Raw genomic sequence first — 18,306 nt, 5'->3', positions numbered from 1 at the left:
GCCCATCAGAACGTAATCGTAGTGCGCACCCCGATCACCGTTTCATCCCCGATGCGCGCGCCGGCCGCGTTCGGGTTCGGGATCCCGCCGCCCGGCCGGAAGAAGTGCTGCAGGTCGGCCTGCAACTGCCACCACGGCGCGACCTGATACTGGTAGGTCGCCTCGATCACCGTTTCCGCGCGGCGCACCGGGTAGCCGGGCGTCTGATACGTGCCGGTGTCGCCGTCGAGCGCGCGCGCATGCGAGCCGATCTTGGTATAGCCGATCGCGATGCCGGCCGTGTCGTCGTCGCGGCCGCGGAACGGCGCCTTGAGCGTGATGCCCGCATTGGCCGCGAAATCGACGATGTTGCGATCGCCCGGCGCGCCCATCACGCGCGCGAACACGCCGACCGAACGCGGGCTGTCCGGCGCCGGCCGCCAGATCATCTGGTCCGCGCCCGCATAGAAGCCGTAGTTGCCGTGATGCGTGGCCGCAATCCCGTTGCTGGCGGGGTTCGCGAGCGACAGCCCGTCGGTGCCGACGCGCGGATCGTTCGCGTGCTGCGTCTGATACCAGAAGCCGATCTTGTAGGTGCCGGGCAGGCCGGCCGGCGGCGGCGCCTTCGGGTCGGACGACGGCGCGTTCAGCGCGTACTGCAGCTCGCCGATCACGAATGCGCCGCTGCGCAGGTTGAAGTTGGTGCCGTGCGCGTTCAGCGTCTGCGCATCGCCGTCGCTGCGGCCGGCCGCGTTGCCGTCGTAGACGCCGATCATTGCGGTCCACGCGTCGGCTGGCTTCACGCGCAAGCGCACGCCGAGCGACGACAGCGGATACGCCGGGCCGCCGGCCGGCAGGTCGGTGGCCGGCAGCACCGGCCAGCCGAACGTCGAGTTGATGAACGTCGCCGCGTACTGGCTGACCATGAACTCCTGGTCGACGCTCTGCTGGCCGATCCGCACGTCCGCCTTGCCGTCGAAAAACGCCTGCTGGTACCACAGCTCCCACAGGCGCGTGGTCGAATTCGCCTCGATGCCGGTCGCCGTCTGCAGCGTCTGCAGATAGCGCGACGTGAGGTTGGTGCCGTGGATCTGCAGCCCCGACACGTTGAACGTGCCGCCCGGCAGCCCGATCGCCTTCTGCGCATCGACGGTGAAGCCGAACTGCGTGAGCCCCTGATAGGCGCCGCCGCGCTGCGTGCCGCCCGCGGCGTTGTACAGGTACTCGCTGGTTTCCTGCAGGTTCAGCGTGACGCCGTGCTCGCCGAGCACGTCGCGCAGGCCGCCGATGTTGCCGAACAGGTTCGACCGTTCCCACAAACCGGTGGGCTCGGCAGCATCGGCGGCCTGCGCGGGGGCAGCGGCGCCGCTCGCGCCGGCAGCCGGTTCCGGCGCGGCGGCGGGCGGCAGTGCCTGCGCGAGCGCCGGAGCGGACGCCAGCGACAGCAGCAAGGTGGCGAACGCCGGCAGGCGTGGCTTGCGAGCAACGGGTTCGAGATGGTTCTTCATGTGATTTCCGTGTGGCGGTCCGATCAGTGAGATTGACGAAGAAGGATTGCAGTGCGGCGCGCGTCGCGAAGCGCGCGCGGCAACGCCCTACGGCAGCCAGCCGGCGACGCGCGAAACCTGCGCGAAGCCGACTCGCGATGCGCTCGAGCAGAGCAGCGCGCCGAGCGCGACGGCCGCGGCCATCGCGGCGAGCAGCGCGCAATCGAGCGCGCGCCACGCGGCACGCAGCTGCACGCGTGCGGCGTCGCGCCGGTGGCGGCGTGCCCGCGCAAGCGGCGAGCGCCTGCGGAGCGCACAGCGCGTGCGTCCTGCCTGCAAGCATCGCTTGAGTCTGAGTGAAAACGATTGAACGACCATGACGCTGCCTCCGGCCGCACCGGCGCATGCCGGACGGCGTGACCGAGCGCGGGCGCGGCACGCGGCCTGCGATCGGCGATTGAAACGTAACGGAAGCGTGCGACGGACGTGCCGGCAATGCCGGCCGAAGGAAGCGCGCTAACCCGACTGATGCGAGCTAGCGGCGAAAGACGTGAGCCTGGCTGCTATCTCGCGATGGCTTGGCCGGCCTGAACCGGCCCCGAACTGCAACTGGAGCTAGTGTCCACGGAGGGGACTCCCGTGATGAATTTGGGGCGGATTGTAGTCGCGATTTTTGCTGCGGTGCAAGCAAAAATCGCATGAAAGCTGCGGTCGCGGCGCGCCGATGCGCGCTGACGAGCCCCTGGCGGCGGCGCGACGCAGCGCGTCAAAGCGTGCCCCGGCGGGCGTTGCACCGTTGTTCGCGCGCATCGGCGCAACGCCGCGCCGCGCCGCGCTGAAAGGTTGCGCCGCGTGATGTCGAGCGCAAATCTTTCAGCGTCGGCGGCCGCGAAAATTATTTCGGGAAATGGCGTTTCCAGGGGTTGACTTCACTTTCGGGCGATCCATAGAATCCGGCATCTTCACTCTTGGGGCCGCCGCCTTGGACGCCTGCAGTAGTCGATCTTCGAACGAAATTTCCGCCTGAGCGACCGACGTCCGCGCCTCATCGAAGCCGCCGTTTGTCCGTCAGGCAAACGGTGCGCGCAGCAGTTTCCGCAGTAACTCCCTACGTGCACCCTGATTCGCGCCGGTCGGCGTGATGCGTTCGCGCATCCGCATTCCGGTTTCGCCGCCGCCCGTTGCGCGGCCGCGTTCGCGCATGCGTTTCGCCTGCGCCCGAACGACGGTCCGCGCGCCGCGCGGCGGCCAACCGTGTTCTCCGGAACACCGCACAGGAGCCGCCATGAACGACAGTGACAGTTGTCCCTTATGCCCGTTGCACCCACCGACCCAATTGAACCGGGATCGCAGGGACTTTCCGGCCGACTAGCCTGACGCATCGTTCAGCCCCGGACTGGCCCCGCGCCCACCACGCGGCCCGGCATGCATGCCGCCCGCCAAGGAGCCAGATCATGAACTTCGGCCTTCTGCTGTCGAACCTTCCGCACGTCACGGAATCGCGCCGTCACTACGACGCGATGCTGACACTCGACGCCCGCCCGCGGGTGTTCTCGCGCTTCATCTCCCGCTTGAAGTCGCTGTTCCACTGAATCGCAGCACCGAGCAAGCCTCGGCATGCGCGCGGCGGCCGCTCCGCGCGCGTATGCCAAGGCCACGCGCTTGGCCAAACACATCTGCCGTACGGAATTCATCATGTCCACGCCATCGAACGTCTCTCCACCGATCGCCGTCGAACGCAGCGCCGTGCTCGACGAAGCCCACCTGGGCGACATCCGCGGCGCGCTCGGCACGATCGCGCATCACGACACCGCCGCGCGCGGCACCTGGTGGGCGCGGCTGCGCACGCTGCTGGCGATCATCGGGCCCGGTCTGATCGTGATGGTCGGCGACAACGATGCCGGCGCGTTCGGCACCTATACGCAGGCCGGCCAGAACTACGGCACGACGCTGCTGTGGACGCTGCTGCTGCTCGTGCCGGTGCTGTACGTGAACCAGGAAATGGTGCTGCGGCTCGGCGCTGTCACGGGCGTGGGCCATGCACGGCTGATCTTCGAGCGCTTCGGCAAGTTCTGGGGTGCGTTCAGCGTGATCGACCTGTTCCTGCTCAACGCGTTGACGATCGTCACGGAGTTCATCGGCATCACGTTCGTGCTCGCATTCTTCGGTCTCCCGAAGGTGGCCGGCGTGTGCGTCGCGGCCGCGCTGACGATGGCCGCGGTGAGTACCGGCGACTTCCGGCGCTTCGAGCGCTTCGCGATCGTGCTGTGCGTGCTGAGCCTGCTGCTCGTGCCGGTGCTCGTGTCGATCCATCCGCCGGTGTCGCAGATGTCGCGCGACTTTTTCATCCCGAACTGGCCCGCGCACGCGAAGCTGTCGGACGTGATGCTGCTCGTGATCGGCATCGTCGGTACGACGGTCGCGCCGTGGCAGCTGTTCTTCCAGCAGAGCTACGTGATCGACAAGCGCATCACGCCGCGCTTCATGAAGTACGAGAAGATCGATCTGTGGATCGGCATCGCGTTCGTGCTGATCGGCGCGGTCGCGATGATCGGCTTCAGCGCCGCGCTGTTCGGCGGCCATCCGGAAGCCGGCAACTTCACCGATGCGGGCGGCATCATCGCCGGCCTCGAGAAATACGCGGGCCGCACGAGCGCGACGCTGTTCGCGGTCGCGCTGCTCGACGCATGCATCATCGGCGCCGCGGCCGTGTCGCTGTCGACCGCGTACGCGATCGGCGACGTGTTCAAGATCCGCCATTCGCTGCATCGCGGCGTGTCCGACGCGAAGGGCTTCTATCTCGTCTACTTCGGGATCGTCGCGGCCGCGGCCGCGCTGGTGCTGATTCCGGGCAGCCCGCTCGGCCTCTTGACCGAAGCGGTGCAGACGCTCGCCGGCGTGCTGCTGCCGAGCGCCACGGTGTTCCTGCTCGTGCTGTGCAACGATCGCCAGGTGCTCGGGCCGTGGGTCAACTCGACGCGGCTGAACGTGTTCACGGGCGCGGTGATCTGGGTGCTCGTGCTGCTGTCGATCATCCTGACCGCCTCGGTGATGTACCCGGACATCAGCGGCGAAGCGATCGTCGACGTGCTGGTGGGCGGCACCGTGCTCGCGATCGCCGGCTATCTCGCGACGGTGCTGATCCGCCGCAACCGGCGCGTCGTCGAGCCTGGCATCGATCGCTCGCTGCGCGACGCGTGGCGCATGCCGCCGCTCGATTCGCTCACGCCGCAGAAGATGACCGTCGCGACGCGCGTGTGGATGGCCGTGCTGCGCGGCTATCTGGTGGTGGCGGTGGGCTTGGTGATCGTCAAGGTCGTGCAGATGACGTTGCTGAAGTAGCGCGGCGCGCGGTGGTCGCGCCACATGCGAACATGCCGGCCCGCGAGGCCGGCATGTTCGTTTACGCAGTAGCATGAGCGGTTGCTTACGCCGCTGCGTTGCCCGCGTCAGATCAACTCGAGCTTCGACGTGAGGTACGTGAGCTGAATCCGGTTCGCGACGCCGAAGCGCTTGCGCAGCTTGCGCAGGTGATAGTCGACGTTGTGCGCGCTGGTGTCGAGGCGCCGGCCGATCTCCTTGTCCGAGGCGCCTTCCGCGATGCCCAGCAACAGTTCCTGCTCGAACGGCGTGAGCCCGTTGATCGCGCGTTCGCGCGACGTCGCGATCAGCTGCGGCGACGCGAACTTGTGCACCGACAGCCCGATCGACAGCGCCTGCTCGATCGTCGTCGGCGCGATCCATTCGCGGGTGCGGCGCGGCGCGGTGAAGCTCATGAACGCATGCAGCCGGGTGCCGGGCACGGCCATCGAATACATGATGCCGCTGCACATCCCGTCGTCCTGCATCGTCTGCAGGAAACCGTCGAGCGCGGCCGACGTCACGCACGGGCCGCCGTCGCGCTCGCGATGCTCGCGGCGCAGCTGTTGCAGATCCCACACGATCGGCATGTTGCACACGCGCGCGCCGAGCGTGCGCGGATCGACGTCGTGATGGCTGTGGCGCACGTAGTCGCCGCGGTAGGTGGCCGGCGTGAACGCCTCGTGCAGATAGAGACTCTCGACGCGCTCGCGCGAGAACTCGAGCGCGAAATACGCGAAGGTCGAGAACCCGGTCAGGTGCAGCAGGCTCGCGACGATCCGGTTGCGCTCGGCCGTGCTTTGCGCCTGCGCGAGCGTATCGGCGACGCCGAGCTTCGGCGCGTTCGGCTGCGCGACCTCGCCGAGCTTGACGTCGTCGCACCAGACGACCTGCACCGGCCGCTCCCTCGACGCATTCGCGTTCGCGATCGGACGCTGCGACGAACGGGCCATGCTGCCCGGGGCGACCGCTTCTTCATGCAATGCAATATCGGACATGAGCCATCCCTCGGAATCGACGCGCATCGCCGCGCAGTTGCCGTGTCGTACACGGTGTGCGCGGCGTGCGATCGAGCATCGTTATGATTTGCGCCGATCGTCATCCTGACGAAACGCGGGGGCATTGTACAAAAATGCCTGGGTACGCGTAATATGCCGTAATACTAATCGCCGCGAAAGGTTCATGCTCGCGTGCGCATACAGCCGACCAGAAAATCATAAATAAAAGACCAGATCGTGACGGGGCATGTTCACATATTGGGAAAGGGTGGGCGCCTCATGACACATGCTGACGACGCACCGCGCGTCGAATGGTTTTCGCAAACGGATATCGCGGCCGCTGCCGCTTATTCGACGGAAATTCACGCCGTCGAGCGCGACGTTTTTACCGGCGCGCGCATTCCATCCGGTAAATCGGACACATCTACGCTCGATTTCGCGCAATGCCATGCGCGCTTGAGACAAATCGGATTCAGCACGCTCGGCTACGGCGCATACGAGATGATCGGGCGGCGCATTCTGTGCGCGCATCTGTTGCGCGATCTTGCGCCGCCGACCTTCATGCAGCCGTATATCGAGGGCATGCTGTACGAGAACGATCCGCGCTTCGCGCAGGTTCGGCAAAGCGGTTTTCCGGTCGCGTGGCGGCTCGACGACATCGAAGGCGTCGCGCACGCGAGCGGCGATCGCAAGGTGCTCGCGCTGGCTGGACACCTGCGTGCGCATGCGATGAACAGCGGCGTGATCTTCAGCCTGTCGGCGCCGCGGCTCGATCTGCGCGTCGCGGTGAACCTGACGTCGGAGAGCCACGGCACCGAGTGGATCGACGATCGCGTGATCGGCGGCGCGCTGTCGGTGAGCCTCGCCGTGCATCGCGTCGCGTTGCCGTTCCTCGAGGCGCGCGTCGCGCGCATGCGCGGCTTCGCGCTCGGCGACGAGCAGCAGCAGGTGCTCGAGCGCCTCGTGCACGGGCTGTCCGACCAGGAAATCGCGAGCGCGCTGCGCACCTCGTTGCACAAGGTCGGCCACCACATCCGCTCGCTCGAAAAACTGTTCAACGTGCGCAACCGCGCGCAGCTCGCCTATCTCGCCGGACGTCGTCTGGAGTCCTGAGCCTGAGGTCATGGGAAGCCCGCGCGGCGCCCGCCGCGCGATGGAAGCGGTTCCGGCCGCGCGCCGCGACGGCCGTCATCGGGTTTCGTAGTCCGTTTCGGCGGCTGCCGGAAAACCGCCGGAACGCTACGAGGCGCGCCCGTTTTTGCGCGGTTGCGCGTCGCTACACTCGTCCCATTCAACGGTCCGCACTGCACGGGGCATGACGGCCCGCGCCGCGCGGCCACAACGACAGGACGACGGCACGATGGCAGAACCCAAGGCGCTTCCCCGCGACTGGCAGCGGATTTTTTCCGCCGGCCGGGGCGTGTCCGGGCAGCGTCTCGGCGCGTCGCCGCGCGCCGATCTGTTTCTCGCCGCGTTCATCGTGTCGGTGGTCGCGCTGTTCATCCTGCCGCTGCCGCAGGCCGCGCTCGACGGGATGATCTCGCTGAACCTCGCCGCCAGCGTCGTGCTGCTGACCGTGTCCACCTATGTGCCGTCCGCCGTCAGTTTTTCGGCGTTTCCGGCGCTGCTGCTGTTCACGACGCTGTTCCGGCTCGCGCTGAACATCGCGTCGTGCAAGCTGATCCTGCTGCATGCGAACGCCGGCCACGTGATCGACGCGTTCGGCCGGCTGGTGGTCGGCAACAACGTCGTGGTCGGCGGCGTGGTGTTCCTCGTGATCGCGGTCGTGCAGTTCATCGTGATCGCGAAGGGCTCCGAACGCGTGGCCGAAGTCGGCGCGCGCTTCTCGCTCGACGCGATGCCGGGCAAGCAGATGAGCATCGACGCCGACCTGCGCGCCGGCATCATCAGCGCCGACGAAGCGCGCGAACGCCGCGAGAAGCTCGAGCAGGAATCACAGATGCACGGCGCGATGGACGGCGCGATGAAGTTCGTCAAGGGCGACGCGATCGCGGGCCTCGTGATCGCGTTCATCAACATCGTCGCGGGGATCGCTGTCGGCACGCTGATGCACGGAATGGACATCGGCGAGGCGCTGCAACGCTACGCGATCCTGACGGTCGGCGACGGCATGGCGTCGCAGATTCCGTCGCTGCTCGTGTCGATCGCGGCCGGCATCGTGACGACGCGCGTCGCCACGCGCGATGCGCGGCAGCGCCAGCTCGGCGAACAGCTGGGCGAGCAGCTCGGCGCACATCCGCGCGCGCTCCTCATCGCGGCGCTGGTGCTGGCCGGCTTCCTGGTCGTGCCCGGCTTCCCGAAATGGTCGTTCGCGCTCATCGCGCTCGGCCTCGGTGCGTTCGCGGTGGCGCAGCTGAAGCGCAAGACGACGGCGCCGAGCTTCAACCTGATCCACGTCGCCGGCCGCATCGGCGCGGCCGACGACGGGCAGCCGGCGAAGGTGTCGCACGCGGCGGGCGTCACGTCGCTGATCGCGGTGTCGCTGTCGGACGATCTGCGCGCGGCGCTGAACCTCGCGCAGCTGCAGACGGCGCTGTCGAGCGCGAAGGCGCGCGTCGATGCGGACATCGGCACGGTGTTTCCGCGCATCACGTTGAACGACGACGAAGGCGCACCGGCGTCGAGCTACCGGATCTACCTGCAGGACGTGCTGGTCGCGCACGGCGCGCTGAAGCCGGGCTGGCTGCTGTGGGATGGCGTCGCGCCGCTGCCGGAGCGCGCGGAACGCCAGCCGGCCGAAGCATTCGGCCCGTTCGCGACCGCGCTGTGGATCAAGCCCGACGGCGCGGCGCCGGACGGCAAGTGGCTGACGAGCGAAGCGGCGCTCGCCACGCACGTCGAGCAGATCGTGCGCCAGCACGCGGACGAACTGCTCGGAATCCAGGAGACGCAGGCGCTCGTGCATCTGGTGCGCCGCGATCATCCGGAGCTGGTCGGCGAGCTGACGCGGCTCGTGCCGCTGCAGCGCATCACCGAGGTGTTGCGCCGGCTGCTCGCCGAACAGGTGCCGATCCGCAACCTGCGCGTGATTTTCGAAAGCCTCATCACGTGGGCGCCGAACGAGCCCGACGACGTGATCGCGCTGGTCGAGCTGGTGCGCGTCGACCTGCGCCGGATGATCACCGACCGTCATGCGGGCGCAACGCGGCAACTGCGCGTCGTGCTGTTCGAGCAGAACCTGCAGGAGCGCATCGAGAACGCGGTGATGCGCACCAAGCAGGGCAATTTCCTCGCGCTGTCGAGCGCGGTCAAGCAGGACATCGGCGAACAGGTGCGCGCGATCGCCAACACCGCACAGGCCGCACCGGCCGCGCACGGCGCCGCCGCCGGCACGCCGCGGCTCGCGGTGATGGTCGCGCTCGGCGCCCGCCGCTACGTCAAGACGATCCTGCAGCCGGTGCTGCCCGACCTGCCCGTGCTGTCGTATCAGGAGATCGAGGAGGACGTGCAGCTGCACACGGTCGGCTGGGTGAAGAACCCGCCCGACGACGGCACGGTCGGCGCGGGCGCCGGCGTGCGCGCACCGGGAGCCGTGCAATGACCAGCTCGACGATTCTCGACCTGACGCGTCAGGCGCTGATGCTGGTGCTGCTGCTGTCGCTGCCGATCGTCGCGATCGCCACCGTCACGGGCCTCGTCGTCGCGATCCTGCAGGCCGTCACGCAGGTGCAGGACGCCAACATCGGCATCGCGGTGCGGCTGATCGCCGTGATGGTCGCGCTGGTGCTGCTGTCCGGCTGGCTCGGCAGCGAAGTGCTGCGCTTCGCGCAGCAGGCGCTGGAACGCATGTTCGTTTCTTCCACAGGAGTGCTTTGATGCGTCGACGCGTCGCCCCGATCCGGATTCAACCGCGCCGCCTGCAACGCGCCGCATTCGCGATGTGCGCGACCGCGCTGCTCGCCGCGGCGCTGTGCATGACGGTCGCGCAACCGGCGCGCGCGGCGGACCTGCGCTGGCGCAACAAGCCGTTCACGATCGTCGCGAACGGCAAGAAGATCGGCGACTTCATCCGCGAGCTCGCGTCGTCGCAAGGCGTGACGGCCGTGGTCGATCCGAAGGTCGACGGCGTGATCAGCGGCCGCTTCTCCGGCACGCCGCAGCAGACGCTCGACACGATCTGCTCGACCTACGGGCTCACGTGGTACTACGACGGCTCGTTCCTGTACGTCGATCCGGCCGACCAGTCGCAGACGCAGATGATCCCGATCCCGCCGAACGCGGCCGGCGAGATCGGCCGCGCGCTGCAGGCGATGCAGATTCCGGACAAGCGCTACACGCTCGTGATCAACGATCGCGCCAACAGCGTCTACGTGGCCGGCCCGCGCCGCTACGTCGAGCTGGTGCGGCAGGCGGTCGGCTCGGTCGGCGATCCGTCGGCGAACGGCGCGCACGCGGACATCCGCGCGTTCCGGCTGAAGTACGGCTGGGCGTCGGACTTCACGATCAACCGCTCGGGCAAGGAGGTGACGGTGCCGGGCGTCGCGTCGATCCTGCGCCGGCTGTTCGGCCGGGACGGCAGCACGAGCGCGCTGCCGTCGAGCACGCCGCTCGGGCAGGCCGCGCGTCAGGTGAAGCTCGGCTCGGGGCTCACGATCGCGGTGCCGCGGCTCGACTTCCCCGATATTTCCGGCGGCCCGCGGCAGGGCGGCTACGGCGGCGCGGACAGCGCCGCGGGCGGCATCTCGCCGTTCTCGGCCGGTGGCGGCGGCGATGCGCTGCCGCAGATCGTCGCCGATCCGGCGATCAACGCGGTGATCGTGCGCGACCTGCCGGAGAACATGTACCGCTACCAGTCGCTGATCGACCAGCTCGACGAGCGGCCGCGCATCGTCGAGATCAACGTGACGATCATCGACATCAACGAGGATTCGCTCGACAGCCTCGGGATCGACTGGCGCCTGCACACGACGCATGGCGACGTGCAGATCGGCAACGGCCAGAATCCGCTGAACGGCAACACGCAGTACAACGGCGCGGGCAACCCGCCGCTCACGTTCGGCATCGGCGCGTCGGAAACCGGCCAGACCGGCACCTTCATGCCGACCGGCATCGCGCTGACGGCGTCGATCGGCGGGTCGCTGCGCAACTACCTGCTCACGCGCGTCAACGCGCTCGCGCAGAAGGGCCAGGCGCAACTGCGCTCGAAGCCGAAGGTGCTCGCGCTCGACAACACCGAGGCGATCCTCGAGAACCTCACGCAGTTCTACGTGCAGGTGCAGGGCTATCAGGATTCGTCGCTGTACAGCGTGACGACGGGGACGAGCATCAAGGTCACGCCGATGATCGTCGACGAGGCGATCCGCCATGCGGCCGCGGTGTCGGGCACGCCGCAGAGCGTGATGATGTCGATCGACATCCAGGACGGCAACATCGTGCCGGGGCAGGCGGTGTCGAACGTGCCGGTGATCCAGCAGCGCAACATCGTCACCAAGACGATGATCGACGAAGGCAAGAGCCTGCTGATCGCCGGCTTCAACGACGACGAGGTGCGGCTCAACAAGAGCGGCGTGCCGTGGCTGTCGGACATTCCGCTGATCGGCAACCTGTTCAAGTACACCGACAAGTCGGGCAACCACATGGAGCGCTTCTACCTGCTGACGCCGCGCGTGGTGACGAACGCGTCGATGTATGCGCCCGACGGCTCGCCGGTGAATCCGGGCGCGGACGCGCCGGCCGATCCGAACGCGATGTCGATGTATCGGCCGCCCGACAACGACGTCGCGGTGCCGCTCACGCCGCGGCCGCTGCCGGGCACCAAATTCGGTCCGCCTGCGCTGCCGCCGCCGCCCGATGCGGCGTCGCAGCCCGTGGCGGCGACTGCAGGAGCACCTGCCCATGTCGACGACCATCATTGAACCGCACGGCGACGGCCCGTTGCCCGGCGGCGCGGCAGGCGGCGCTGCGGGCGTCGTCGGTGCAGGCGGTGCAGGCGGTGCCGCGGCCGCGCTCGCGTCGCCGTGGAATCTGTGCTTCCTCAGCGGGCCGATGTACGGGCGCACGATGTCGCTCGCGCGCGGCGCGAACTGGGTCGGCACGGCGGCCGATTGCGAGGTGATCCTGCCCGATCGCGAGATCGGCGCGAAGCAGGTGTGCCTGCAGGTCGGCGCGCTCGCGGTGACCGTGCAGAACCACGGTGGCGAAGGCGCGGCGCCGGTGCTGTTCAACGACGCGCCGATCGGCGCGGGACGCCGCTCGATGACGCCGCAGGACGTCGTGACGGTGGGCTCGATCAAGCTCGGCATCGCGCGCCACGCGCAGGCGAGCGTCGCGGTGCCCGACGACGCGGATGCGCCGCACGCCGCGCACGACGCCGCCTGGCTCGCGTGGCTCACGGGCGGGCTGCGCCGGCTCGGCGGCCGACGGCTCGTGATCGTGCTGGCGGCGCTGTGGACCGGCGTGCTGCTCGGCGCGCTCGGCTACGGCTTCGTCGCGTGGTCGGGGCGGCTGCCGTGGCAGCACGAGTCGGTGCTCGCGCGCACGCACCGGTTGCAGCAGCTGCTGCACGCGTATCCGGAGCTGGCCGTCGCGCCGCGCGACGACGGCGTGATCGTGTCGGGCTACGTCGCCGATCCGGCCGCGCGCGAACGCGTCGCGCAAATCGTCGCGGGCGTCGACAACGCGGCGCTCGGCAACATCTACGTGGTCAGCGATCTCGTCGCGACCGCGCAGACTTATTTCAGCGACACGCCGCTGACGGTCGCCTATCTCGGCCGCGGCCGCATCGAGCTGACCGGCGCGGCCCAGCGCGCGCAGATCGAGCCGCGCATCCGCAACTACATGAAGGACGCGCGCCCGGCGCTCGAGGTAGTCGACCACGTGCGCGACGCCGATGCCGGCGCGCCGCGCACGGCGACGACGCTCGGCGGCGTCGCGGGGATTCCGGAGATCACGACCGTGTTCGCTGGCGACGGCGACCAGCGCTACATCGAGACGGTCGACGGCAGCCGCTATTTCGAAGGCGCGCGGTTGAAGGAAGGGCCGACCGTCGTGTCGATCGGCCCCGACGAGGTGGTGTTCGAGCGCAACGGCCAGCGCATCACGATGCCGCTCGGTGGTCCGCAGGCGAGCGCGCCCGAGCGCGTGCCGGCGCCGCCCGTGGCGCCGCTCGCGAGTGGCGCGGCGGCCGGCGTCGCGCAGCCGGTGCCGGGGCCGACGCTGCTGCCGGAAGCGCCAGCGACGCCGACTACGACGCCCGCCGTCGCCGCGGCCGGCGCAGCAAAGGACGCAACGAAGGACGCGGCGCACTAGCGCCGCGACAGGTCATGCGCATCGCGCGAGCGGTGCGCGCATCACGCGACGCGCCGCACGCATGCGGCGTGTCACGTCGCCGGCGCGGCATGGGGCCGCGGCCGGATCGGGAATCGTGGTTCACGTAAAGGAGCGCAGCATGGGTAACTCGACAGGCAGTGTGAGCAATACGGGCGACGTGCAGAAGCAGGCGGACGACCTCACCAAGACGCAGCTGGAACTCACGAAGATCAACTTCCAGGTCCAGCAGTCGACCGCGACGTTCGAAACCAGCAACGCAGTGACCGCGCAGGAAGGGACGGCGAACGCCCAGGTTGCGCAACACCTGAGTTCGGCCGGCCGCGCATGACGGCGGTCGCCGGCCGCGCCGCGCGACGCCGCGTGCACGGGCTGCCCGCGACGGGCGCCCGAGCGGACGCGGGCGCGCGCCGGCCGGCTCGTTTCCGGCTTTGCCGGTCAAGGAGGACACGATCATGTCGGTAACAGGCGTAGGCGCGGCGCCGCCGGGCGCGGCCGCGCTCGCGGGCGCCGCACAGCAGGCGGGCGCGGCGTCCGATCCGGCGCAGGTGCGCCAGTTCGATGCATTGATGCAGCCGGGGGCAGCGGGCGGGTCGTCGCCGTCGGCAGCGGGCGTCGCGATGTCGCGCGCGCCGGCCGATGCGGCGCCGGCCGTGCAGATGACGCCCGCGACGCCCGCGCAGGCGAACCATGCGTCGCTCGTCGAGCGCTTGCGCACGTACGGCAACGATCTCGACACGCGGTACGCGAACATCGACAAGCATCGCGCCGAGATGCTGACGTCGATGGCGGACAACCGCCGCGACCCGCTGATGACGATGGTGCAGGCGATGGACTTCCAGTGGACGGCGACCACCACGATTTCGGAATACCAGTTGAGCCTGTCGGTCGCGCAGGCGGCGAACGGCTTCACGCACACGGTGCTGAAGACGCAGGAGTGACGACGGCCGGCGCGCGGCCCGACGCGGCCGCGGGCCCTGAAGCGGACAAACGATGACGACGATCGATTCGACGCCGCGCACGCACGCGTGGCGCAGCCGGGCGGCGCGCGCGCTGCTCGCGGGGCTGCTCGCGCTGCTCGCGGGCTGCCAGAAGGAGCTGTACTCGGGCCTGTCCGAGCGCGATGCGAACCAGATGGTCGCCGTGCTCGGCGATGCGGGCATCGGCGCGTCGAAGGACAACGACGCGCGCGACACGTCCGATCGCAACGCGTGGCAGGTGAGCGTCGCCGATGGCGACATGCAGTCGGCGCTGACCGTGCTGCAGGCGAACGGGCTGCCGAAGCCGAGCTACGCGAGCCTCGGCGAGCTGTTCCAGAAGCAGGGGCTGGTGTCGACGCCCGCCGAGGAGCGCGTGCGCTATCTGTACGGCGTGTCGCAGGACCTGTCGCGCACGCTGCAGGACATCGAGGGCGTGGTGGTCGCGCGCGTGCAGGTCGTGATTCCGGAGAACGATCCGCTCGCCGACAAGATCAAGCCGTCGTCGGCCGCCGTGTACATCCGCTACCGGCCCGGCGTCGACCTGCGCGCGATGGCGCCGATGGTGAAGGATCTGGTCGCGCACAGCATCGAGGGGCTGCAGTACGACAACGTGTCGCTGTTCCTGCAGCCGGCCGCCGCACGCGCGACGCGCGTCGACGGGATCGGCAGCGCGATGTCGGACCTCCTGCGGCTGCGCTCGCCGCTCGGCTGGCTGGTGTTCGCGCTGATCCTGCTGACCGGCGCGGTGATCGCGCTGTCGGCCGCGCGGCGCGGCATGTTCGGTGCGCGGGTCGCCGCGCTGGTCGGCACGCCGCGCGGTGTCGCGGGCGGCAATGCGGCAGGCGCGGGCGCTGCGCAGACGGGCGGCGGCTTGCGCACGCCCGACGGCGCGCGCGACGGCGCATGAGCGAGGTGCACGCCGCGTCGCCGGGTGCCGCGCCCGACGCCGTGCCGCTGCCGTGGCTGCAGCCGCTCGGCGCGCCGCCTGCCGCGCGGCGCGCGGCGTTTCACGCGCTCGTGTGCGAATTCAATCTGCGCCCGGACCGCTATCTGCACGTGACGCGCGTGCCGGCCGCATGGCCTGCGCGCTACCGTTCGCTCGACGCGTTCGGTCCGGCCGGCCGCAGGCTGCTCGCGCGACATCTGCTCGACGCGCACGGCGTGGCCGGCCGTTACGACTTCGACGTCGCCGATCCGTGTGCGCGGCTCGCGCTGCTGCCGGGCGCGGCGCTCGAGCAGCTCGCGGCGTACGCGGGGCTGCTGCTGCATCGCGGCTGGCTGCGCGACGCGCTGAACGTGCGGCGCATTCGCGCGGAAGTCGCGGCGAAGCTCGGCGGCGACGCGCTGGAGCTGGCGCTCGAGCGCGCGCCGGAGTTCGGCGCGCTCGCCGACACGCTCGAGCCGTGGCGCGCCGATCCGGCCGCGCTGCCGGCGGTGATCCGCGCGCGCGGCGCGCGGCTGCTGGCCGATTTCATCGGCGTGGCCGGCGACGCGGTCGGCGTGCGCGCGCGGCTGAAATTCAACCGTGCGTGCGACGACGAAGCGCCGTACTGGCTCAATCGCGCGCAGCGCGACCAGTTCGGCGAGTTGCTGTTCCTGTTTCTGATTCCCGAGAGGCTTGCGTCATGGGACTGGCTTTTCTGATCACGAGCGACAACCTGCAGCTGCTGTCGGAGCGCAAGGTGCTCAAGGAGCGCGAATACGCGGCGCTGCTCGACGCATCCGCGGTGATCGCGACCGCGCGCGACGAGGCGGCGCGCATCGTCGCCGACGCGCAGCGCGAGTTCGACAGGCGTCAGGCGGCCGGCTACGACGAAGGGATGCGCCGCGCGCAGCGCGAGCATGCGGCGCAGGCCTACACGCAGGCGCTGGCCGCCGCGCGCACGATGGAGTCGATGAAGGACGCGATGGCCGACATCGTCGTGAAGGCCGTGCGCGCGATCGTCGGCGAGATGAGCACGCAGACGCTCTACGAGGCCGCGCTCGCGCGCATCGCGCCGCTCGTGCGCGACGAGGCGTTCCTGATCGTGCGCGTCGCGCCGGGCCGTCAGGACGAGATGCGCGACGCGCTCGACCGTGCGTTCGCCGGCCAGTCGAACCGGCAGCGCATCCGCATCGTCGAGGATGCGCAGCTCGAGCGCCATGCGTGCACGGTCGAGACGCCGTCCGGGCGCATCGACGCGAGCCTGGACCTGCAGATCGATGCGCTGCGCCAGGCGATTCGCCGGGACGTGCCGCGATGAACGCGCCGCTCGACGAACCGCGCCCGTTCGGCGGCAGCGGCAGCAGCAGCGACGACGGCGACGGCGCGCCGTTCGATCGCGGCCGTCTGGTCGGCGATCTCGACGCCGGGCTCGCGTTCTTCTCGCCGGTGTCGGTGCAGGGCCGCGTGAATCACGCGGTCGGACAGATCCTCAATGCGACCGGCATCCGCGCGCGGCTCGGCGAGATCTGCGAGCTGCGCACGCCGAACCAGCCGACGCTGCTCGCCGAAGTGGTCGGCTTCTCGCGGCAGACCACGCTGCTTACGCCGCTCGGCGACGTGGCCGGCCTGTCGCCGGAAACGACGGTCGTGCCGTCCGGCCGCGAGCACGTGTTCGCGGTCGGCGACGCGCTGTTCGGCCGCGTGCTCGACGGGCTCGGGCGGCCGCTCGACGATCTCGGGCCGGTGACGGGCGCCGCCTGGGTGTCGACCCAGCAGGATCCGCCGAACCCGCTCGCGCGCAAGCTGATCGACACGCCGTTTCCGACCGGCGTACGCGTGATCGACGGGCTGATGACGCTCGGCGTCGGCCAGCGGGTCGGCATCTTCGCGCCGTCCGGCGTCGGCAAGAGCACGCTGCTCGGGATGATCGCGCGCGGCGCGCAGGCCGACGTGAACGTGATCGCGCTGGTCGGCGAGCGCGGCCGCGAAGTGCGCGAGTTCATCGAGCACAGCCTGTCGCCGGAGGTGCGCGCGCGCTCGATCGTCGTCGTGTCGACGTCCGATCGCCCGGCGATGGAGCGCGTGAAATCCGCGCTCGTCGCGACGGCGATCGCCGAGCACTTCCGCGATGCGGGCAAGCGCGTGCTGCTGCTGGTCGACTCGCTGACGCGCTTCGCGCGCGCGCAGCGCGAGGTCGGCCTCGCGAGCGGCGAGCCGCCGACCCGGCGCAGCTTCCCGCCGTCGACGTTCGCGGTGCTGCCGCGGCTGCTGGAGCGCGCGGGGCAGGGCGCGCGCGGCTCGATCACCGCGCTGTACACGGTGCTGGTCGAGGGCGACGAGGAGTCCGACCCGATCGCCGAGGAGGTGCGCTCGATCCTCGACGGCCACATCGTGCTGTCGCGCAAGATCGCGCTCGCGAACCGCTATCCGGCGATCGACGTGCTCGCGAGCCTGTCGCGCGTGATGCCGCTCGTCGCGAGCCGCGCGCATCAGCAAGCGGCCGCGCGCGTGCGCGAGCTGAGCGCGAAGTACCAGGAGATCGAGCTGCTCGTGCAGATCGGCGAGTATCGCGAAGGCAGCGACCGGCTCGGCGATCTCGCGCTGCGCGCGCGCGACGCGATCGGTGCGTTCTGCGCGCAGGCGTCGCACGAGGACGTGCGCTTCGACGTGCTGCTCGCGAAGCTGACGCGGCTCGCGAACGATCATGTCTGAAGCCGACGACCGCATCGTGCTCGCGACGCTCGCGCGGCTCAGGCGCGTGCGCGAGATGCGCAGCCAGATCGCGCGCGTCGCGGCCGCGCGCCAGCAGGGCGTCGCCGCGCAGAGCCGGCGCGCGCTCGACGCCGCGCAGGCGCAGCTCGCGCAGCAGGTCGCCGCGAAGGCGGCGATCCAGGCGCGCCTCGCCGACGACGTGCGCGAGGCGCGCGCGCTGCAGAACGCGGCCGCCGACACGCGCACGTTCGACCGCCATATCGGCGTCGCGAATGCGTCGGTCAGCGAGGCCGCGCACGTGCATCGCGATCACGAGGCGACGCTCGCCGACCTGCAGCGCGCCGCGCGCAAGGCGAAGGCGGCCGAGGACAAGCTCGACAAGGCGGGCGAGAAGGCGCTGCATGCGCGCGCCGCGCGCGTCGAGCGCGAGGCCGACGAAGTCGCCGATGCGCACGCGGTGCGTCGCTTCGCGACGGCCGGCGTGTGGGCCGCGGGCGGCGCGGATGGCCATGCTGCGCGCAGCCAGCCGGAGATGACGGCGGCGTTCGATGCGGAGATGGTCGGGGGCGCGGCGGAGG

The 18,306-nt window shown here is 69.9% G+C and carries 17 protein-coding genes; 14 read left to right on the top strand and 3 right to left on the bottom strand.

Annotated features, from left to right (window positions below):
* Nucleotides 1-5: 5 nt before the first annotated feature.
* The gene (locus C3Y15_RS28805; RefSeq protein WP_014725413.1) at nucleotides 6-1,487 is read right to left on the bottom strand and encodes a carbohydrate porin; all 1,482 of its coding nucleotides are present in this window, start codon (nucleotides 1,485-1,487) and stop codon (nucleotides 6-8) included.
* An 87-nt stretch (nucleotides 1,488-1,574) separates the two neighbouring features.
* Nucleotides 1,575-1,721 carry a hypothetical protein gene (locus C3Y15_RS32630; RefSeq protein WP_311732212.1) on the bottom strand — a complete coding sequence of 49 codons (147 nt, stop codon included), beginning with the start codon at nucleotides 1,719-1,721 and terminating at the stop codon, nucleotides 1,575-1,577.
* A 1,199-nt stretch (nucleotides 1,722-2,920) separates the two neighbouring features.
* Between C3Y15_RS32630 and C3Y15_RS31905 the strand changes: the two genes are divergently transcribed.
* Nucleotides 2,921-3,058: a hypothetical protein gene (locus C3Y15_RS31905; RefSeq protein WP_014725409.1), complete on the top strand. Its 138-nt coding sequence runs from the start codon at nucleotides 2,921-2,923 to the stop codon at nucleotides 3,056-3,058.
* Between the two features lie 103 nt (nucleotides 3,059-3,161).
* The gene (locus C3Y15_RS28795) at nucleotides 3,162-4,808 is read left to right on the top strand and encodes an Nramp family divalent metal transporter (protein ID WP_011882616.1); all 1,647 of its coding nucleotides are present in this window, start codon (nucleotides 3,162-3,164) and stop codon (nucleotides 4,806-4,808) included.
* Between the two features lie 107 nt (nucleotides 4,809-4,915).
* Here C3Y15_RS28795 and C3Y15_RS28790 read toward each other — a convergent pair whose 3' ends face one another.
* A complete protein-coding gene (locus C3Y15_RS28790; protein WP_011882615.1) occupies nucleotides 4,916-5,824 on the bottom strand; it encodes a LuxR family transcriptional regulator in 909 nt (302 codons plus the stop codon).
* 279 nt (nucleotides 5,825-6,103) lie between these two features.
* Here C3Y15_RS28790 and C3Y15_RS28785 point away from each other — a divergent pair, with 279 nt between their 5' ends.
* From C3Y15_RS28785 to C3Y15_RS28725, 12 genes are all read left to right on the top strand, one after another.
* On the top strand, nucleotides 6,104-6,937 hold the full coding sequence (locus C3Y15_RS28785) for an autoinducer binding domain-containing protein (protein WP_011882614.1): 834 nt from the start codon (nucleotides 6,104-6,106) through the stop codon (nucleotides 6,935-6,937).
* Nucleotides 6,938-7,184: 247 nt separating this feature from the next.
* Nucleotides 7,185-9,386 carry a type III secretion system export apparatus subunit SctV gene (sctV, locus tag C3Y15_RS28775; protein WP_043292482.1) on the top strand — a complete coding sequence of 734 codons (2,202 nt, stop codon included), beginning with the start codon at nucleotides 7,185-7,187 and terminating at the stop codon, nucleotides 9,384-9,386.
* Complete coding sequence (gene sctS, locus C3Y15_RS28770) at nucleotides 9,383-9,661, top strand: type III secretion system export apparatus subunit SctS (protein WP_014725405.1); 279 nt, start codon at nucleotides 9,383-9,385, stop codon at nucleotides 9,659-9,661. The genes sctV and sctS overlap by 4 nt, the downstream gene beginning before the upstream one ends.
* Nucleotides 9,661-11,700 carry a type III secretion system outer membrane ring subunit SctC gene (gene sctC / locus C3Y15_RS28765; protein WP_059456032.1) on the top strand — a complete coding sequence of 680 codons (2,040 nt, stop codon included), beginning with the start codon at nucleotides 9,661-9,663 and terminating at the stop codon, nucleotides 11,698-11,700. Before sctS ends, sctC begins: the two co-directional genes overlap by 1 nt.
* Nucleotides 11,681-13,093: a type III secretion system inner membrane ring subunit SctD gene (gene sctD, locus C3Y15_RS28760; RefSeq protein ID WP_059475288.1), complete on the top strand. Its 1,413-nt coding sequence runs from the start codon at nucleotides 11,681-11,683 to the stop codon at nucleotides 13,091-13,093. Before sctC ends, sctD begins: the two co-directional genes overlap by 20 nt.
* A gap of 139 nt (nucleotides 13,094-13,232) precedes the next feature.
* Complete coding sequence (locus tag C3Y15_RS28755) at nucleotides 13,233-13,442, top strand: hypothetical protein (RefSeq protein ID WP_011882609.1); 210 nt, start codon at nucleotides 13,233-13,235, stop codon at nucleotides 13,440-13,442.
* Nucleotides 13,443-13,566: 124 nt separating this feature from the next.
* Nucleotides 13,567-14,052 (top strand): hypothetical protein, encoded by a 486-nt coding sequence (locus C3Y15_RS28750; RefSeq protein ID WP_011882608.1) that lies wholly within the window; start codon nucleotides 13,567-13,569, stop codon nucleotides 14,050-14,052.
* 52 nt (nucleotides 14,053-14,104) lie between these two features.
* Nucleotides 14,105-14,998, top strand: a complete 894-nt coding sequence (gene sctJ, locus C3Y15_RS28745; RefSeq protein WP_124260231.1) for a type III secretion inner membrane ring lipoprotein SctJ — start codon at nucleotides 14,105-14,107, stop codon at nucleotides 14,996-14,998.
* Nucleotides 14,995-15,735: a SctK family type III secretion system sorting platform protein gene (locus tag C3Y15_RS28740; RefSeq protein WP_011882606.1), complete on the top strand. Its 741-nt coding sequence runs from the start codon at nucleotides 14,995-14,997 to the stop codon at nucleotides 15,733-15,735. Before sctJ ends, C3Y15_RS28740 begins: the two co-directional genes overlap by 4 nt.
* On the top strand, nucleotides 15,717-16,334 hold the full coding sequence (sctL, locus tag C3Y15_RS28735; RefSeq protein WP_034194308.1) for a type III secretion system stator protein SctL: 618 nt from the start codon (nucleotides 15,717-15,719) through the stop codon (nucleotides 16,332-16,334). Before C3Y15_RS28740 ends, sctL begins: the two co-directional genes overlap by 19 nt.
* A complete protein-coding gene (locus C3Y15_RS28730) occupies nucleotides 16,331-17,728 on the top strand; it encodes a FliI/YscN family ATPase (protein ID WP_069246447.1) in 1,398 nt (465 codons plus the stop codon). Before sctL ends, C3Y15_RS28730 begins: the two co-directional genes overlap by 4 nt.
* On the top strand, nucleotides 17,721-18,306 hold a 586-nt coding region (locus tag C3Y15_RS28725), incomplete at its 3' end, for a hypothetical protein (RefSeq protein WP_134206908.1). The genes C3Y15_RS28730 and C3Y15_RS28725, both read left to right, overlap by 8 nt.

The sequence above is a fragment of the Burkholderia sp. B10 genome (genome assembly GCF_004368385.1).
GTDB lineage: Bacteria > Pseudomonadota > Gammaproteobacteria > Burkholderiales > Burkholderiaceae > Burkholderia > Burkholderia vietnamiensis.
The sequence above is the reverse complement of the archived record's forward strand: the minus strand, read 5'-3'. Positions and strand labels throughout refer to the sequence as shown.

Excerpts from the sequence above, each read along its gene's own strand:
- C3Y15_RS28785 (WP_011882614.1), top strand. The coding sequence starts at position 6,104 with ATGACACATGCTGACGACGCACCGCGCGTCGAATGGTTTTCGCAAACG.
- C3Y15_RS28805 (WP_014725413.1), bottom strand. The coding sequence starts at position 1,487 with ATGAAGAACCATCTCGAACCCGTTGCTCGCAAGCCACGCCTGCCGGCG.
- C3Y15_RS28755 (WP_011882609.1), top strand. The coding sequence starts at position 13,233 with ATGGGTAACTCGACAGGCAGTGTGAGCAATACGGGCGACGTGCAGAAG.
- C3Y15_RS31905 (WP_014725409.1), top strand. The coding sequence starts at position 2,921 with ATGAACTTCGGCCTTCTGCTGTCGAACCTTCCGCACGTCACGGAATCG.
- C3Y15_RS28750 (WP_011882608.1), top strand. The coding sequence starts at position 13,567 with ATGTCGGTAACAGGCGTAGGCGCGGCGCCGCCGGGCGCGGCCGCGCTC.
- C3Y15_RS28795 (WP_011882616.1), top strand. The coding sequence starts at position 3,162 with ATGTCCACGCCATCGAACGTCTCTCCACCGATCGCCGTCGAACGCAGC.
- C3Y15_RS28790 (WP_011882615.1), bottom strand. The coding sequence starts at position 5,824 with ATGTCCGATATTGCATTGCATGAAGAAGCGGTCGCCCCGGGCAGCATG.
- sctS (WP_014725405.1), top strand. The coding sequence starts at position 9,383 with ATGACCAGCTCGACGATTCTCGACCTGACGCGTCAGGCGCTGATGCTG.
- sctL (WP_034194308.1), top strand. The coding sequence starts at position 15,717 with ATGGGACTGGCTTTTCTGATCACGAGCGACAACCTGCAGCTGCTGTCG.
- sctC (WP_059456032.1), top strand. The coding sequence starts at position 9,661 with ATGCGTCGACGCGTCGCCCCGATCCGGATTCAACCGCGCCGCCTGCAA.
- C3Y15_RS28730 (WP_069246447.1), top strand. The coding sequence starts at position 16,331 with ATGAACGCGCCGCTCGACGAACCGCGCCCGTTCGGCGGCAGCGGCAGC.
- sctJ (WP_124260231.1), top strand. The coding sequence starts at position 14,105 with ATGACGACGATCGATTCGACGCCGCGCACGCACGCGTGGCGCAGCCGG.
- sctV (WP_043292482.1), top strand. The coding sequence starts at position 7,185 with ATGGCAGAACCCAAGGCGCTTCCCCGCGACTGGCAGCGGATTTTTTCC.
- C3Y15_RS28740 (WP_011882606.1), top strand. The coding sequence starts at position 14,995 with ATGAGCGAGGTGCACGCCGCGTCGCCGGGTGCCGCGCCCGACGCCGTG.
- sctD (WP_059475288.1), top strand. The coding sequence starts at position 11,681 with ATGTCGACGACCATCATTGAACCGCACGGCGACGGCCCGTTGCCCGGC.